Here is a 16,598-nt window from a genome sequence, read left to right on the forward strand (position 1 = left end):
GACGCACGTCATCATCAGTTCTTGGTAGAGACTGCTTTGGCGGCCTGATCGATGGTATCCGCAACGACTTCCGGCTGCGTCATGAACAGCGCGTGACTTGCGGCCACCTTGGTGATCTTGGCTTTGATGCGCTCGGCCATGTGGATCAGCATCGCCTGGTCAAATGCCTTGTCTTCGGTTGCGATCACGGCCCAGCTGGGCTTCGTGCGCCAGGCAGCATTCTGGAGCTTCGTCCCGAATGCCGACATGTTGATCGGGACCTGCGCGTCCCGCATCAGCGCTACATCGGCATCGCTGACGTCATGGGCAAAACCGGCCTTGAACTTTTCCGGGCTGACATAGCCGAAGCCATCCTTCGTGGTCTCGATGACAAACTCCGATGCGGGAGCAAACCCTTCGTACTGCTGGGCCGTCGTCTCGCCGGCATCCGGGGAGAGAGCCGAGACATAGACGAGGCCTGCAACCTTCGGATCGATCCCCGCTTCCGTGATGACCGTACCGCCCCAGGAATGCCCGACGAGAATGACCGGTCCGTCCTGCCGCTCAAGCGCGCGGTTGGTCGCGGCAACGTCATCTTCGAGGGAGGTTAACGGGTTCTGGACCACGGTGACGCGATAGCCGCGGTTTGTCAGCCTGTCATAGACACCTTTCCACCCCGAGCCATCGGCGAAGGCGCCATGCACGAGCACAACATTCTTTACGGCCTGATTCCCGGGAACCGTGTCGGCGGCGTTTGCCGGCAGTGCGGCGGATAGCACGGCTGCGGCTGCCATAGCTGCAACGGTCGTCTTGGTCCTGTTTGTCATCGTTGTATCCATCCCTAATCGCGAGAAATGTTATTGCGATACATTTCGTGGCAGATCCCAACATATCCGTCAAGTTAATTGTTATCGCGATATTTATTTTCGTTGTAGGATTGGCTATATAGAGGCCTAACAGGAGCTCAAAATGGCCAAACTCCGCAACGATCCACCGCCCTTGCACGACCAGCTGTGCTACGCAATTTACACTGCCGGCATCGCCATTCAGCGAGCCTACAAACCCCTCCTCGACCAGTTGGGGCTGACTTACCCGCAATATCTCGTGCTCAATGTCTTGTGGAGCGAGGACAAGCAAACGGTCGGCGCCATTGCCCTTGCCCTTGCCCTGGAGTCCAGCACGCTGACGCCGCTTTTGAAGCGCCTTGAGACGTCCGGCCTGCTGCGCAGAACCAGGAACCAGAACAACGAGCGGCAGGTGGTGATCGCGTTGACTGATGAAGGTCGCGCATTGCAGCACAAGGCAGGCTGCCTCGGCGACACCCTGCTTGCTGCCTCGACCCAGACGCCCCAGGACCTGGCCGCCCTGAACCAAGACGTGCGCTATCTCCGCAACGCGATCTACTCCCAGATCGGGGGCTGGAACGCGCCCCTGTGATCGGTGGCGGTCGAGGACGGCCGCGTACAGCCGCGAGATCTTTTCTTCTTTTTGTGATGCGATTTCGAGCGGTATGGACAGCCTTTCAGGCGGCGCGCCTCAATTAGCCGGCTTTTCACAATGGGTCCTGCAAAGACTTTTGGAGTGGCGTACGACGGCAAGGCTTTCGTCAACGGTCTTCCGGTCGTTAGACCCAAGGCAAGCGCAGAAATCGAATGGAGAGACAAGCTCTTCCAACGTATCGATATATCTACTGGCGGTTTGGTAAAGGGAGCTCAGGTTCACGCTCGTCCGAAAGGCGTTTGATGGCAACCTCACCGTCTTAGAACCTCGAGCGGATATCCTTCCACCATCAAGCGAACCAGAACAGTTGATACTCACCGACGTGCGGCCGCTCGTCACCACCCTCAGGACGATTTCCACTATCGAATCCTTTTCCGTCGCCACTGCGCATAGGCCGTAAAAGTTCTTTGCAAGATGAGCGATCCTCGTCCTATAGGCAGCGTGTCATGAGCTGGCTCGACCGTTTATCGGCCACTTATTGCGTGGTACCAATCGCTCCAGTTGCCCCACCAAGTGATTCCTCAACTCAGTTGGCGCCTCCCAATCTTCGCGCAGGGATAACCATGGACGACAGGACGAAGTTTCAAGTACGAAAAACCGATGGTGAGAAGGGGTTGTGGACACCACCCTCGATCGCCGATGATGAATTCCGGCAGTTAATCGGCTCCAGCGTCCTTGAGCAGTTCGTCGCAGGGCATGATCCTATGGACGTTGTGCGAGAGCTCGTGCAAAATGAGTTCGACGCCGGCGGCGCGGCGATGTCGCTGGAGTTCTCCGAAGATGCTCTGATCGTGTCCGGAACGGGCAAGTTCATCGACGCGAAGGGTTGGGCTCGACTGGGCGTGATCCTCGGCACCGGAACGGTGGTAGGAGCAGGTGGCTCGGGTTCAATTGCTCCGAAAGAAGACGGCATCGGTTCGAAGAACCTCGGGCTTCGATCCCTCTTCCGCTTCGGCGACCGGATACACGTCTACTCCAATGGTAAGATGGCCGTCTTGGACCTTCCCTGCATGGGGACGCTTCAAAAGCCAGACTCTGCCTCGCGCGCGCGGGCTGGCATCAAAATTGTCGTTCCATTCCGCAAACAAGCTCGTGGAATCTTATCCGGTTTCGACGCCGCCGCTGAATCACATGCGATCGACGAAATCGCAGCGGGACTTTTCGGCACCCTTAGCAAATTGTCGCTGACGGGGCGCAAGCCGGGGATCCGAAAGCTCACCGTCAGCTCCGTGCGTTCAGGAAGGCGCCTGACATGGAGCCAAACTTCAAAGGCCGCCCATTCCCCGGCAAAGGGCATTTCGGTAACCATCCGCTCCGGTCGCCTAGTCGATCAGACCGAAGGCGCCTCACATGACAGAATGACCACTTTCGAGGAGATGGAGTTCAGCCGTCTGGTTGAAATTCCCGGATCGCAAGTCGCTCCGTCCTACCCTCCGTACTACAAGGCGCGGGGTGGACGCGTGCTTGTCGCCGTATCCGTCCCTCTGCGCCGTAAGCGTATCGACTTCACGCAGGAGGGGTACTTTCACTATCCGCTTCGTGCACCGAGCGGCATGACGGGAACCGTGCTCAGCGCCAGTGCTCCGTTCGAACTCGACGCGGATCGTTCGGAATTGGTGGCGACCGACTGGAATGCCTGGCTGGCGGGGGAAGCTGGAGCTCTCGTGTCGGATCTGCTCGTAGCCGACTGGATAGATCGATTTGGCCCGGATGCGTTTCTCGTCTTGCGGAAAGTCGGGGTCGAGACAAGAAGCTGGTTTGTGGATCGAATTCATTCCGACCTGGCGGCAAAGGCCATTTGGCCGACGGAGACTAGCGGAAAGTTTGCTAAAGCGTCCGAGCTCGTAGTGCCTCCTCTACCCGAATTGAGGGGCTTTCTTGGCAATGAGCGCGACTTGAATGGTGAATTCGCCTCTCGCGCGGATATTGCCGATCTGGCCAGGGCGTCGGGCGCAAAATCGTTCGAGGCAAATTCGCTTGTGCGCCTGAGGTGCGCGGGGAACGACCGGTCCGCCCTTAAGACGAAGATGCTGCCGACCGATGCCGACTTCTGCTATAGCGACTTCAACAGCGCACTTTCTCAGGTCAATACCCAGGTTAGCTTCGCCAAGGCCCTGAATGCGGTCCGCAAGCGGCTTTCTAACAACAATCGTGTCGATCTGAAGGAAACAGTTTCGACCTTGGCAGCAGACGGATCACTAAAGCCCGCGTCTATGCTGACTGTGGTCGACGCCAACATTTGGGCTGTCTGCCCAATTCCGCTTTCGACACGCCTCCATCCGAGCCTACGCGACCATCGGTCCATCGCCACACTGTGCCGTCGGTTCGATATCAACGCTTGGGTGATCGACGTCGCGGAACGAACGGGTGATCGGACGGCGGCGGATGAAGAGCGCGAGGCGCTGTATGCCTACATTCTTGCTTCACCGGAAACGATTGGACGATCGGCAGTGGGCGCGATACGCGTCAACCCGGTCATCAAGAACATCGCCGGCATCTGGAAGGCGCCGGATGAGCTAACACTACTGCCGAGCGAAATGAGGAAGATCTTCACGACTGCGGTGGACTCGCCGTCGAAAGAGATTTCAGAGAATGAGGTTGTGCTCAAGAAGCTATCGATCCGTCGGCGGCTGATGCCGAGGGACCTGGTGGCGCTCGCGGAGAATGTCGGAGACGACGTCGTCGCCGCGCGGACATGCGAGGAATTCCTATCGCGTCAAACAAAGCTGCTCACGCCGAAGACCATCAATGAATTGCGCCAGATTTCGTTCATCCGCACTAAGGCCGGGACTATTGCGGCGCCAGAGGAGCTGCACCTCGATATCGCTATCAACACGATGACCCTGGATAATGACGACGTCATCGTCGGCGGGAAAAACCTCGGTCTCTACAAGCTCCTGAAGTGTCGAGCGCAGCCATCCTTCAAGGCGCTCATGGACATGATCAAACGGCATGTCAGTGCGAACACGGCCCCTGCTCAACCCGAGGTGCTCTATTCGGCGCTGTTTGTAGCGGCTAGTCTGGAAAAACGCTCCCCGATAACGTTTCGAGATGAAAATCTCTTGTGGGTGAACGGTGCCTATAGCAGCCCGGCCGAAACCCTCGTGGGCCAGATGGTTCCTAGATTTCTGGACGTCGCGCTCCCGGTTGTTCGCGATAGAGGACTTCTTGAAAAGGCCTACGGGGACCTCGGCGCCTCGCGGTCTCCAAATGAAAATCATTGGACGGCGTTCTTTCGCTGGTTCGATGAAAAGGCCGAAACGGGATCGTGCTTCACCACGGGCGAACTGAAAAACCTGCGTCAGGCCTACGCACGCCGCGGCGGGGCGGGTTTGCCCGAAGATGTCGACGACGACGCGAAATGCCTTCTGTCCCGCGCGAAAACCCTCTACAGCCCGCGGGACGTTAGAGACCAGACGCTTTTGGAAGACGACTATCCCGAACTGGCCAAGGCGATAGCTGCGAGCGAGAGCGACCTCGCTTTTGCAGACCTTTCCGACGACGGCGGTCAGTTTTTCGCAGCGATCGGGCTGAAGCGGTTGAGCGAAGTCTGTGGCATACCGCACGTGTCGATGGGAACGCCGGCGCAACACCCCAACTGGTACACCGCCGCCTTCGAGCGGGAGTTGCTCGGACTTGTGCACCTCCCAGACTTTGCGATCGCCATTCAAGCACTAGGATGGGCGCTAGAGCGCCAAGGGATGGGATTTCGGTCGCACAAGCTGCCTGAGATCGCCCGTGCTCTCCGAAAGATTAAAAGAATCGTTTTTGTCTCGGAAATCCTCAAGACGTTCGACATCAATGGTGTGAAGATATCCGTTCGAACGGCCGGCGGGCTCGGCGAGGACAGGATCGGGGTCTATCCTGGCCGAAGTCAGTTCGAGCACCATCTGTCGATAGCACCAGTGCTGGCAGAACTCGTGGGGGCCGTCAGACTGGTCGACAACAGAATGCTCGCGGCGTCGATACTCCCGCTGTTGTCCTGCCGAACAACTGAAGACGTGCACGGGTACCTCCGGAGCCAAGGCATTCAAGTCCGCTGGTCGGAACCGGAGTTGGAGCTCACGGAACGAGAGTCGTCCCCACCGGTGCCCGCCGTTGAAGCGAGCGAGACCGCATCGAAGATTATCAACGATCTCGTTGGCGCCTTGCACGCCTCCTTGGAGTCTCCGGACAATTCAGCTTCTCGCGCCGCCTCGCCCAGCACACCGACGCCCACCCAAACCGCGGCCCCCCCCTCGCAGACGCGACAATTACCTCCGCTTGACGAGGTTGTGGTCAGAGTCGCGATGCGAGCGGGCACGCAAATTGCCCCGCCGGGTTCCGGAGGCTGGTCTGGCGGATCAGGGTCATGGACGCCACCAACGCAAGCCGACGTAGAGCGTGATAGAAGTCTCGGCGAGCGGGGCGAAGCTCTGGTACTGAAGCTGGAGGTCGAGCGTCTCCGTGCGTTGGGTCACGACAGTCCGGAGTCTCTAGTCGCCTGGACGTCCAAGACAGACGCGGGTGCCGATCACGATATACGGTCGATCGCCAGCGACGGCAAACCGCTGTTCATCGAGGTCAAGTCAACCACGGGCATAGATGGTCGGTTCGAATGGTCCCGGCGCGAGTTTGAGAAAGCGCTGCGAGAGGGCGAACACTACGAACTCTGGCGTGTCTACAACGTCGATACAAGGTCTCCGGTGGCCAAGCCATTCCCCAATCCCGTCGACCTTCTCGGACGGGGACTTCTTAGGCTCGAGCTGTCGACGCTGCGCGCGTTCGTCGAGGGCAAACAATAGCGTTTTAAGAGTATTACCGCGCAGCCCGCGCTATCTCATCCACGGCAAGCTCCATCTGCGAGGATGTAGTCTCGCGCCAAAGGCTGACGCGAATCTTTTGCAACGCTTGGTCGGGAGACAGCCCCATCGCTGTCAGGACGTGGGATGGCGCGTCTGACCCGGCGGTGCACGCCGATCCATTGGCGATAAAAACTGCCCCTGGTTGCGAGTTCTTTCACGAGGCTGGTGGAAGTTACGCCGTCGATGGTGACCGAAGATGTTTTTGCAAGTCGCTCAACCTTACTACCGTTCAGGCGAGTCCTGGGTAACCGGCAAGGAGCGCAAAAGAGCTTGACCAGAAAAGAACTCCACCCGTTCCTCAGCGGCGGGGGAGCAGGTCAGTGGAACTTGCGGGTTCTTTAGCCTTTCATCCGATGAGAGGGCTTGCGGAGCAGACGATCAGCTTACGAGAGCCCCGAGTTATCGCGACGTAGAGGTTCTTGGTGTTCCGGCTTCGCATCCTGTCAAACTCTGCTGCGTTTAGGATGACCGCAACGTCCGCCTCCAGCCCCTTCAGGAGAAGCGGGCTGCCCACGGCTCGTGGCGGAACACGCCTTCCCATCATGCGTCTCTGCTCCCGGATCCGCAGTGCGGCATCGAGAAACGTATGCTGCTCGCCGGGGCCGCACGAACGCAACGCTTGCAGGCAGGTGCGCAATATCTCGGGCCGGAACGTCCTTGCTCCAGGCTTGCTCTCAAGGGCTAAAAACAGCTTGATCAGATCCTCCGCGGATCCACTCCTTTTGTAGTCGATCGCGGCTGCCTCCGCCGTCGTCACCTCTTTTCGCCCAGCCTCGCGTTCAAGTACGTCGATCCGTCTCATCAGCTCGGCACCCTCGACGTTGGTGGTCACCGCAGAAGCGAAGTCGAGGACAGTCTCGAGATCCCCCGGCTGATCGAGATCAATGCTACCTGCGAAGTCAATCACGTCCGTTAGGTCGACATTCTCGATGGTCACCGCGCCTGGTGTCTGCCGCGCAATCTCCCGCTGCCGGTCACGCTGCACTCCGGCCGCCATGATGAGCACATCTCCGCGTGGCTGTGGCGATTTCGCAAGACACGCCTTCCGCTGTTTCGCGTCATCATCGGCACCGTCGAGATGAACCCACTCGGCCTCAGGTGGTGCGCCGCGCAAGTCGATCTGGTCGCCCGCCATCAGTATCTGGCGGGCCTCCAGAAGCCATCGTCCGAATGCCTCAGCACCCGGATCCATCTCCAGGGTGTGACCAGTTCGCCCGCGGGCTGGAAGGTGGCGCAGATATCATCATCCCAGTTGGGGTGAGCGCCCTGCCAACTGAAGATTTCCTGCATGGGATCGCCAAGGACAACGGTCGGCAGCACGGTCGACAGGTGGCAGACCATTTGGTGCTGCTCCGAGCCGCAGTCCTGGTACTCGTCGACGATGACGCGGCTGTAACTTGCATCCAGAATGTCATCGATATGAGTGCCCGCAAGAAGTGACGCCGCCGCTCGCTTGATCGCAGGATAGTTGTTGCGGGGATCGGCGAGTTCGAGGTGTTCGACGTCAATCTCCGAGCGAGCCGGAAAGGTCTTCAGCGTCCTCAACGCCCAGCCATCTAAAGTCGCGATGCGATAGGATGAGGGTTTAACTCCCGCACGTTCCAGCCGTGATCGCAATGCGGCCACCCCGGCGTTTGTATGAGTGAGAATGAGGATCGGCTTCCGGCCGGAATACCGACCGAGGGAGTCTGCAATGAGCTGCGTCTTTCCGCAGCCTGCCGGAGCCGTGACGGATCCGCAGCGGACATCGAGCAAGTCAATCTCAGCCACCGATGCACCACCTTCTAAGGGCGATAACCGCGTCTTTGAATTCCTTGTCGCTTCCGTCCAGGTTCGGCCAAATGACGTCGCGGCCGATTTGCTCCATTTCGCCAACCGTCTTGAACCAGGCCTTCTTGCCCTCCTTGTTGCCGCCGGCAGCACATCCCAGCGCGTTCCGTGTCTCCTGGCTAAGTCCGCCCTTCCCCAGTTCCTCCTCAACGCGCGCGAATGTCACAGCGTTTTTCGAATAGCTTCGAACCTGGCTGTCGATTTCCTGTTCCGAGCGATCCTCCAGCGTCTTCTCCACCAGTGTCTTGACTGCTGAAACAGGGAGGCTCTCGAACAGTTCGACTTCGAGTTTCTTGTCCTTGCGCCATTTAAAGATCTTGCCGCCCGCGGCTTCAAACGCCGCTTCTTCTGCTGCGTCCGGCCGATAGTCGTCGTCGCGGAACGTCGCAACCTTGAACCCCATCTGTTGGAAGGCCTGCGCGCGCGGCATGATCTTCGTGTAGCCGCCGGCGTCGACAAGACACGTGCCATGGGCGTGCATCGATGGCTTGCCGGCGGCGGATCGGTGCTGATCTATTCCCCGCAGCAGACCGACTTCGCTTGCTCCCTCGCAAACCAGGACAGCTCGAGCCAAAAACGCTTCCGGATAAACCCGAAGGGTGCCCTGCAAGTCAGAGTGCTGGCCTACCCAGAGGACTTCATGCACGCCGCCAGCCTTGCGGACGATCGAGAGCTGCTCCACGGTCAATTCTCTTACTGCAATGGGTGAATGGCTGGTCAGGAAAACCTGCAGCGGTGACTCCTTCTGCTTTGCCCCGAGGTTGTCCAGGAACCGAATGATCCGATGAGGCTCGAGACCATGTTCAAGCTCGTCTACCAGCAGTATGGAGGATTCGGCTGCGTTCTTCTGCTGCACCCCGGAGATCATCAGCCGGGTCGAGCCAATGCCCAGGCGCCTGAGGGGCACCCCTACCTCGTCGTGCAGCGATATCGTCCCCGCCGTCGTTGAGACTGAACGCCTCAAGCTCTGCCTTGGCCTTCGCGCCAACATGAATCCCTAGTTCGCTCGCCACGGCAGTTGCGATCCCAAGAGCGGTGCCGAGCTTTTTGTCGGCGTCTACACCAAACGCCTTTCGCGCCTCCCTGGCGGCTGCGAGCAATGCGGTAGACGCGTCGGCGGTCTCGTCCGACAGACGGTTTAGGATCGAACCTCGCCGCCAGGAGAGATTGTGGTCGGACAACGCGCCGATGCGGAGCGGAGAGAGCAGCAACACGTCTGACCTGCGGCCGCTGCTCGATCCGACAGAATAGACCATACGGGTTCGAGATTGCTTTCGACTCGCATGTTCAATGACAGCACGGTTTCGAGGCCAGCCCCCGGCTCGTCCTCCAACTCCAACGTGGTTTCATTGAAACCTCTCAAATAGAGCCCGTACCCATCAATCGATTTCAGTTCCGGCGCGAGATTGCCCAACGTCAGTGTAATGCTGATGGGTTCTGCGATGGCAAGTCCATGGAAATCAGCGTCAGTGAACTGGCTGGTCCGTCTCGCCCCAAGGCAGAGGTCGATCGCATCGAGAATCGTTGATTTGCCGCTGTCGCCTGAGCCAATGAGACAGTTCAGGCCCGGGTTGGGATGCCACTTCAGACTCTTTATGCCGCGGAAGTTCTCTATTTCGATTGTTCTGATCGTAGCCATCTGCCTGCCAGGAGAATCATCAACGTTAGCTTAACGACATAACATCTCCTGCAACCACAGGAAGTGCCCAATGGGCCGGTTCATATCACCTGTGAATGCAGAGCTTGCGGGCTTCAGCCTTTTTTGCCGTGAAGCCAGCCTTTCACAGCGAGCGCCGTTTTTTCCACCTCGCCGCGGTTCCGCAACGAGCACTCCCATACGACGAGAGGTCGCCAGCCGACTGACTCCAGTTTCCTACACGCCTCGACGTCGCGAAGTCGGTTACGTCCAATCTTCGCGCGCCAGAACTCTGTGTTGGTGACCGGGAGCGCTCCACGGTTACAGGAATGTCCGTGCCAAAAGCATCCGTGAACAAAGACAGCAGCCTTGAAACAAGGAAAAACGATATCTGGTGTCCCCGGCAGATTAGGTACATGCAGGCGATACCGTAAGCCGATCCGATGCAGCGCCTTTCGCAACTTCACCTCGGGTGTGGTGTTGCGGTTCTTGACAGAGGCCATGATGCCGCTGCGAACAGACGGGGAGACGCGATCAACCACAGGAACAGCCGCGCCCATCAATTGATAGAAAACTCGGTTGGAAGCGAAGAAACCCTTGAGAACAAAACGGAAACATCATACCATCGCTCCGTGAGCGGATCCTGGTGGTGAACCAAATCGGAGACGCTATTGGAAAACGAGCCGTCAAGAAATTCACCAGCACGGACACTCTTAACGACCGAGATGGTATTGTACAGTCACCCGCGATTCTCTGATGAGGTCCCCTGTTGGCCGATAGCACGTAGGATTAGTTGATTGGGAGCAGATGCATAATGGTTGAAATGGTTGATATCTCTGGCCGCGGCCGCAAAACAGGGGCGGCGATCCAGCGCGTCGGTGTCCTTGATTTTTTTTGCGGGTCGGGCGGAGTAAGCGCTGGACTCAAAGCTGCGGATGGTCCAGCTAAATTCGAAATCATCGCCGGCCTCGACAACGATCCCCATTGCGCAAAGACCTACGAGCGGATGATCGGCGCCCCGTGTGAACAGACAGACATTTTTCTTCTGGCCCAAGACGACAAGCTCCTGGACAGCAAGATTGCTACTTGGAGCCTTACATCGTTCGATAGAATCTTGCTTGTAGGCTGCTCTCCCTGCCAAGGCTTCTCCGCCCACCGCAAGTCGATTATCGGTCACGATGATAGGCGTGACCTTTTCGAGGCCTTCTGCAAGATCGCATCGCGCATAGCGCCGGATGCAATCTTGATGGAGAATGTGCCCGACATGTACTCGGCAGACTATTGGCCCCATTTCGAGGCGGGTCGCAGGACGCTTAGAAACGCCGGGTTCCATGTGCAAAGCGGGATCTACAACTTCGCTTCGTTTGGCCTTCCGCAGGAACGTTTCCGGGCGGTGATGATGGCCGCAAGAATCAACTTCGAGCTGCCAAACGCGCCGCTGGAGCCCCACCAGTATCGGACCGTTCGTGATGCGATCGGCCACTTAAAGCCGCTCGCATCCGGTGAGGCGGATCCTCTCGATCCCATGCACGTGGCTTCGAAACATCGCGAGAGCACGCTCGCCACCATTCGGATGGTCCCCAAGGACGGCGGTAATCGGCCTGTCGGCGTCGGACCAGGTTGTCTGGACCGCACGAGGAAGGCGCATGGCGGTTTCACCGACGTCTACGGCCGCCTGGCTTGGGATCGTCCTTCGGTCACCGTGACCGCCCGGTGCCGCACGCCCTCTTGCGGCAGGTTTACTCATCCGGAACAGGATCGAGGCCTAACCACCCGAGAGGCATCTCTCCTGCAGGGGTTTCCCGACGACTACATCTTCGTAGGGCCGTTTGACGACGGCTTCAAGCAGGTCGGAAACGCGGTCAGCCCTCTCGTGGCAGCGCAACTTGGCGAGCATGTTGGACGGTGCCTCGCGGGGGTTCCAGCGAAGTTGGGACCTGATGAGGGGGTGCCGCCAATATTGGTTGATAAACCGATCGGCAAGGGCTTTGCCGTGAAGATCAATTCGATCAAGCGTCGCCGGGAGAGAAAACTTGCTGCAGCGTAATACGAAGCCGACCGCCATTGATCTGTTCAGCGGCGCCGGGGGGATGTCGCTTGGTTTGTCCAACGCTGGGTTCGAGGTAGTTGCTGCGGTCGACAACGACCCGGTGGCGGTCGCTACCTATGTCCGAAATCTAAGCCACCATGTCGTCTGTACGCCGATCGAGCAGATGTCCGCTACCGGTCTACTTGCGCGCGCCGGCTTGAAGGTAGGCGAGTGCACGCTGCTTGCCGGCGGACCACCTTGCCAAGGCTTCTCGTTGCAAAGGCGGGGCGATCGCGTGGACCCACGAAACGATCTCGTGTTCGAGTACATCAGACTGGTCGAGGGCGTCCGCCCGGTCTTCTTTCTTATGGAGAATGTCGGAGGGCTTCTTAGCAAGCACGGCGCGCCGTTCCTGCGCGAGATCGAAGCGCGGGCGTCCGCCTTGAACTACAAGATCAGCATCGGACTTCTGAACGCTGCGGACTACGGAATTCCTCAAACGAGAAAGCGTGCGTTTCTGATCGGACAAATGGAAGGCGCCGCTTCTGTGCCGTTCCAATTCCCGGGACCGACTACCGACAGGCCGGCGACCGTTCGCGAGGCCATAGGAGATCTCCCCTCACCGCCCGAAGACGGTAGCAAGCATCCCCTCGTCGAGAACCACTATCGTGAGGCGCGGCTTTCGAGGTTGAACATCGAGCGGATCAAGCACGTCCCACCTGGGGGTGGCCGTGATGACCTGCCGCCGCATCTGCAGCTTGAATGCCACAAAAACACGGATCATCGCCACAAGGATGTGTACGGCAGGCTCCGCTGGGACGCCCCGGCAGGAACGATAACGGCCCGCTTTGACAGCTTCACCCGTGGACGCTTCGCTCATCCCGTCGAGCATCGCAGCATTACGATCCGGGAGGGCGCCCGGCTCCAGACTTTTCCGGACAACTTCGTTTTTGAAGGCAATCGCGAGGACCAGGCCCGGCAGGTGGGAAATGCCGTCCCGCCTCGCCTAGCCGAAACGCTAGGACGTAACATACTCGACGTCCTTGAGGCCCGTGAATCCTTGAGCGATATCATCGCGGCTTGACAAGGTTCTTAAAGCCCGAAATCTGCCTTCAGTAGTTTCCAGCTAGGATTGGGTATGGAAGAGGTCGAGTTCAACAAGGATCTGAACGAAGAGACGGACGCGGATGACGGCGACGTCACCGACGAATCATCTGAAAGCTCGACGTCGCGATGGCCGACGGGAATAAGGGACTCCCTTAACTTCACGGATCTGCAGGGTAGCTTCAACGCGAAATCCTGGACTAAGGTCCTGCTTGGCATGGAAGGAAAGCGCGGGCGTGATGACGAGATCGCGCGGCTTGCGGCATCGGAACTGGGCGAGACCAACCTGACCGGCCGGCCAAGGAACCCGCATAGGGCGCTGGAACTCTGCGGAGTGATCAAGCCGGAAGTCGGGGTAACGAGGCTGGCCAGACTAGGTCGAATCCTTCACGACCTCGCGGATGAAAACGGCCTTCGCAGGCATGTCGCGCGTGAGGCGCTGGCGTTCCTCTGCAGGTTTCAGTCCGACAATCCGGTTAATCGAAAGGAGTGGCCTCAAGGCTGCCGCGTACACCCCTACTGGATGGTGCTTCGGGCGGCATGCCTCCTCGACTTTAGGCTGCATTGGGATGAAGTAAACCGCGAGATTATGCGCACCATGCGCGACGAGAATATCGACGACGTCGTCAGACGAGTTGCCGAAGCAAGAAGCCAGTCAGGCTACTCAGAATGGATCGGATCTTCCGACGACGATGAGGGCTACCTCGCCGCACGGACCTGGCCAGCAGGAACGAGTGCGCCCAAAAATAAGAAACCCGTGTCGCAGTTGAAGGATCAGCGGTTCACCCCTTTCCTCAAGCTAGCCGGCTTCGGCGAACTCCTTCTCGAATCTCCTGGCAATACGGGAGATGGCTGGTGGACGGTGCCAGAGGATGTCCGGGACATCGTCAAGCAGACGGTCGCCGCGCAGCCCAAACACGTTGAAATGGAGGATAAGAACGAGTGGATCGAGTGGCTCTACGAGGGGAATGTGGTTGCCCATTTCGACGGTGCACAAGTCAGCTCACCCATGGAGAACCCTCCCGGGGAATTCACTCCGATCCGAGAGCTCACGCTAGGCAAGTTAAAGGCTGCTATCGCGACTTACACCCCTGACTTGCGATACTCGGACGACCTTCTCGCAGCGATCGTCGCCTCCGTTCGTTCCGGAGATGGAAAGAACTTCGTCATCCTGCGGGGCGTTAGCGGCACCGGGAAGTCGAAGCTTGTCTCCGCGTTGGCGTCCGCGGTATACCAAACACCCATCCCCGCTCGTCCGTTTTTCCATCAGATCGAGGTCCGGCCAGACTGGACCGACGTCTCGAACGTTCTTGGCTACGCCGACCCGGTCAAGGGAGAATACGTTAGACCTAGATTCATGCAGGCGCTCGAAGCGGCGGACGCTGAATTCCGACTGCGAGGGCAGAGCGCGTTTCCGGTCTTCGTCTGTCTGGACGAGATGAATCTCGCCCCCGTCGAACATTACCTAGCCGACTGTCTCAGCGCCATGGAATCGGGATTCGATATCGATCATGGAATCCTTGAGAATGGGACACTGAAGGCCATAAGGTGGCCGCCCAACATGTTCTTGTTTGGCACCATTAATGTCGACGAAACCACTGCAGAAATCAGCGATAAGGTTCTCGATCGCGCCCAGGTTATCGATACCAGTGACATCAAGATCGATGGCGCCCTGACCGAATGGCTTCAAGCAACGACGCACCTGTCGGCCGAGGACAGGGCTTTAATTGCATCGACCCTCATTGCCGTATGGGAATCCCTGCGGGATGTTCATCGACACTTCGGCTTCCGTACAGCGAAGGCAATTGTCCGTTTCATTGACGAAGCGGTCGCCAGCTCCGACGGAGTACTCGACGCCGCCGCAGCTTTGGACGCTCAATTGGCTCAGAAGGTGCTCGTAAAGCTCCGTGGAGAGGGCGATCAATGGTCAGCGACGTTGAACTCGATAAAAGCAACGATCTCGAAGCTCCCGAAAAAATCGAGGTCGCTCAAAATCGTGGAACGAATGATCTCGGATCATGGCAAGTTGGGAAGCTTCCAGTTTTGGGAGTAAGTATTCGACTCGTCGATCCAGACACTGGGGCTTTGATAAATTTCTATCCAAGGAATGCCTTAGCACCTGATACCATCCGCGAGAACAGGCAGTACCACTTCGACGTCCGGCTAGATGATGCGGAAATCCCTTGGGACTGGGAGGTACGGGTGGGTGCAATCTCGATGGGGCGCCATATTATCCGCGGCCAGACGTACTTCGTACTGGACTTGGGGTTTTATGCCGGATCCCTCGCGTTCAAGGTGATGAGAAAGGACAAGGTTGTCGCCAGCGCGAACGTTGTTGTCAGTCCAGTCCTCGCCAAACTGACCGTCGAACAATATTCCGCAATGCTGGAAGATCTTACTGGTTGGACGAGAGCCATATACCGACTGATAGGAGCGACGATTCCTGCCAGCGCCGCGATTGGTGAGAGCAACCGGCTTGTGACCTTCAATCTCATAAGCTCTTACATCGACTTGCTGGACACGGCGGTTCACAGGATCGCTGACCGCCCCGTGAACCGGTACTCATCGGAGCACGAGGACGTGTCTCTATTTCGGGCGAGGAAGGTCACGAACGCCGCGCTTAAAATGGCACTTCGCAGTCCGCGTGTGCGCCGCGCCACGACCGCGGAGATCGCAGCAGCGCCTGCCCTCGTGGCCGCACTAGGCGGGCATCTAGTCGAAAGGATCCAACAGAGTCGCCAAAGCAGGCATTCTTCAATCTACGAACACCGGGCCTTGCTCGGGTTCTTGAACTGGCTCGACGGCGTTTGCAATCGTTTGACACTTGCCCTTGTCGCCGAAGGCCGCCACAACCGGAGTATGCTACTCTCCGACATCACTCTCTGGCGAGCGAAGATCGAGAAGATGCGACGCCGCGATGTCTTCTACGGCATTGAACCCGACAGAAGTCTGAGACCGACTAATATCTTCACGATGAAGCCGAGCTACAGATCCGCCTTCACGATAGCGATGAAGCTACGGCAGGGGTTGGGCGAAAACGGGTTGCAGGTTTCACTGCCAATCGCCGAGACCCCTCTCCTTTATGAGATGTGGTGCCTCGGAGGTTTTTTGATGGCGGTGGCTGATAACTTTCCCGCGTCGCATGATGCGATCCGCGCAGGTCTGAACGGATTGCCGTCGAACGAGGGTCTCGGGTGGGTACTACCGCAAGATGCTGGTTGGACCGTACCACTGGGGGATGACATTGTTCTTAATTATCAGCTTCGGCTCGGACCTGAAACGGGCAAATATGGCTTGCGTACTACGGTGGTAGGCGCGGTCCCAGACATCTCCATTCTTGCACTTGACGGTGCGCGGAATGCGAAATCGATGGTGATTTTGGATCCCAAGTATCGGACCGGGCAAAGCCTCCAAGACGGCGTGAGAAGCCTTCATTTCTACAGAGATGCCATCGTGAGCTCTCACGGCAGGAAGCCAGTCATAGGAGCAGCGGCGGTCCATCCGGACCGGTCATTTCCACTTGGTGCCGCAATACTGCAAAGCGACAGACCGACGACCGTTATGATTCGACCCGGCGCCGAGCAAATGTTCAATGAGGTGCTACGGGCATCCTTGAATACCCTGCGAACATCATCGCCGGAAAATTAACGTGCCCTCGTGTGCCGGGCGCCAGTAA

At 58.3% G+C, this 16,598-nt stretch carries 12 protein-coding genes; 6 read left to right on the forward strand and 6 right to left on the reverse strand.

Annotated features, from left to right (window positions below; genetic code table 11):
• Nucleotides 1–14 precede the first annotated feature (14 nt).
• Nucleotides 15–806, reverse strand: coding sequence for an alpha/beta fold hydrolase (locus tag ACXAGF_RS09750; protein ID WP_475019251.1), 792 nt, complete (start codon nucleotides 804–806; stop codon nucleotides 15–17).
• Nucleotides 807–948: 142 nt separating this feature from the next.
• Between ACXAGF_RS09750 and ACXAGF_RS09755 the strand changes: the two genes are divergently transcribed.
• Complete coding sequence (locus tag ACXAGF_RS09755; protein WP_475016536.1) at nucleotides 949–1,416, forward strand: MarR family winged helix-turn-helix transcriptional regulator; 468 nt, start codon at nucleotides 949–951, stop codon at nucleotides 1,414–1,416.
• 626 nt (nucleotides 1,417–2,042) lie between these two features.
• A complete protein-coding gene (locus ACXAGF_RS09760) occupies nucleotides 2,043–6,263 on the forward strand; it encodes a protein NO VEIN domain-containing protein (protein WP_475016539.1) in 4,221 nt (1,406 codons plus the stop codon).
• Between the two features lie 406 nt (nucleotides 6,264–6,669).
• Here ACXAGF_RS09760 and ACXAGF_RS09765 read toward each other — a convergent pair whose 3' ends face one another.
• The 5 genes from ACXAGF_RS09765 to ACXAGF_RS09785 all read right to left on the reverse strand — a co-directional run bounded on the left by ACXAGF_RS09765 (nucleotide 6,670) and on the right by ACXAGF_RS09785 (nucleotide 10,349).
• Nucleotides 6,670–7,458, reverse strand: coding sequence for a hypothetical protein (locus ACXAGF_RS09765; RefSeq protein ID WP_475016542.1), 789 nt, complete (start codon nucleotides 7,456–7,458; stop codon nucleotides 6,670–6,672).
• Nucleotides 7,458–8,093 carry a UvrD-helicase domain-containing protein gene (locus ACXAGF_RS09770; protein ID WP_475016544.1) on the reverse strand — a complete coding sequence of 212 codons (636 nt, stop codon included), beginning with the start codon at nucleotides 8,091–8,093 and terminating at the stop codon, nucleotides 7,458–7,460. Before ACXAGF_RS09770 ends, ACXAGF_RS09765 begins: the two co-directional genes overlap by 1 nt.
• Complete coding sequence (locus tag ACXAGF_RS09775) at nucleotides 8,086–9,144, reverse strand: ATP-dependent nuclease (RefSeq protein ID WP_475016546.1); 1,059 nt, start codon at nucleotides 9,142–9,144, stop codon at nucleotides 8,086–8,088. The genes ACXAGF_RS09770 and ACXAGF_RS09775 overlap by 8 nt, the downstream gene beginning before the upstream one ends.
• Nucleotides 9,145–9,291: 147 nt before the next feature.
• The gene (locus tag ACXAGF_RS09780; RefSeq protein WP_475016548.1) at nucleotides 9,292–9,792 is read right to left on the reverse strand and encodes an ATP-dependent nuclease; all 501 of its coding nucleotides are present in this window, start codon (nucleotides 9,790–9,792) and stop codon (nucleotides 9,292–9,294) included.
• Between the two features lie 113 nt (nucleotides 9,793–9,905).
• On the reverse strand, nucleotides 9,906–10,349 hold the full coding sequence (locus tag ACXAGF_RS09785) for a very short patch repair endonuclease (RefSeq protein WP_475016552.1): 444 nt from the start codon (nucleotides 10,347–10,349) through the stop codon (nucleotides 9,906–9,908).
• Nucleotides 10,350–10,603: 254 nt separating this feature from the next.
• Here ACXAGF_RS09785 and ACXAGF_RS09790 point away from each other — a divergent pair, with 254 nt between their 5' ends.
• The 4 genes from ACXAGF_RS09790 (at nucleotide 10,604) to ACXAGF_RS09805 (ending at nucleotide 16,570) form a co-directional block, all read left to right on the forward strand.
• Nucleotides 10,604–11,836 (forward strand): DNA cytosine methyltransferase, encoded by a 1,233-nt coding sequence (locus tag ACXAGF_RS09790; protein ID WP_475016555.1) that lies wholly within the window; start codon nucleotides 10,604–10,606, stop codon nucleotides 11,834–11,836.
• On the forward strand, nucleotides 11,823–12,902 hold the full coding sequence (locus ACXAGF_RS09795; protein ID WP_475016558.1) for a DNA cytosine methyltransferase: 1,080 nt from the start codon (nucleotides 11,823–11,825) through the stop codon (nucleotides 12,900–12,902). The genes ACXAGF_RS09790 and ACXAGF_RS09795 overlap by 14 nt, the downstream gene beginning before the upstream one ends.
• 54 nt (nucleotides 12,903–12,956) lie before the next feature.
• Nucleotides 12,957–14,975: a hypothetical protein gene (locus tag ACXAGF_RS09800; RefSeq protein WP_475016561.1), complete on the forward strand. Its 2,019-nt coding sequence runs from the start codon at nucleotides 12,957–12,959 to the stop codon at nucleotides 14,973–14,975.
• Nucleotides 14,976–15,139: 164 nt separating this feature from the next.
• Nucleotides 15,140–16,570, forward strand: coding sequence for a DUF2357 domain-containing protein (locus tag ACXAGF_RS09805; protein ID WP_475019252.1), 1,431 nt, complete (start codon nucleotides 15,140–15,142; stop codon nucleotides 16,568–16,570).
• Nucleotides 16,571–16,598 lie beyond the last annotated feature (28 nt).

The organism is Mycoplana sp. ABR4_002, assembly GCF_056159645.1.

Bases quoted from the DNA above. Each gene is read 5' to 3' on its own strand.
- ACXAGF_RS09750 (WP_475019251.1), bottom strand. From the start codon at position 806: ATGACAAACAGGACCAAGACGACCGTTGCAGCTATGGCAGCCGCAGCC.
- ACXAGF_RS09785 (WP_475016552.1), bottom strand. From the start codon at position 10,349: ATGGGCGCGGCTGTTCCTGTGGTTGATCGCGTCTCCCCGTCTGTTCGC.
- ACXAGF_RS09800 (WP_475016561.1), top strand. From the start codon at position 12,957: ATGGAAGAGGTCGAGTTCAACAAGGATCTGAACGAAGAGACGGACGCG.
- ACXAGF_RS09755 (WP_475016536.1), top strand. From the start codon at position 949: ATGGCCAAACTCCGCAACGATCCACCGCCCTTGCACGACCAGCTGTGC.
- ACXAGF_RS09765 (WP_475016542.1), bottom strand. From the start codon at position 7,458: ATGGCGGGCGACCAGATCGACTTGCGCGGCGCACCACCTGAGGCCGAG.
- ACXAGF_RS09780 (WP_475016548.1), bottom strand. From the start codon at position 9,792: ATGGCTACGATCAGAACAATCGAAATAGAGAACTTCCGCGGCATAAAG.
- ACXAGF_RS09805 (WP_475019252.1), top strand. From the start codon at position 15,140: ATGGGGCGCCATATTATCCGCGGCCAGACGTACTTCGTACTGGACTTG.
- ACXAGF_RS09775 (WP_475016546.1), bottom strand. From the start codon at position 9,144: ATGTTGGCGCGAAGGCCAAGGCAGAGCTTGAGGCGTTCAGTCTCAACG.
- ACXAGF_RS09790 (WP_475016555.1), top strand. From the start codon at position 10,604: ATGGTTGAAATGGTTGATATCTCTGGCCGCGGCCGCAAAACAGGGGCG.
- ACXAGF_RS09760 (WP_475016539.1), top strand. From the start codon at position 2,043: ATGGACGACAGGACGAAGTTTCAAGTACGAAAAACCGATGGTGAGAAG.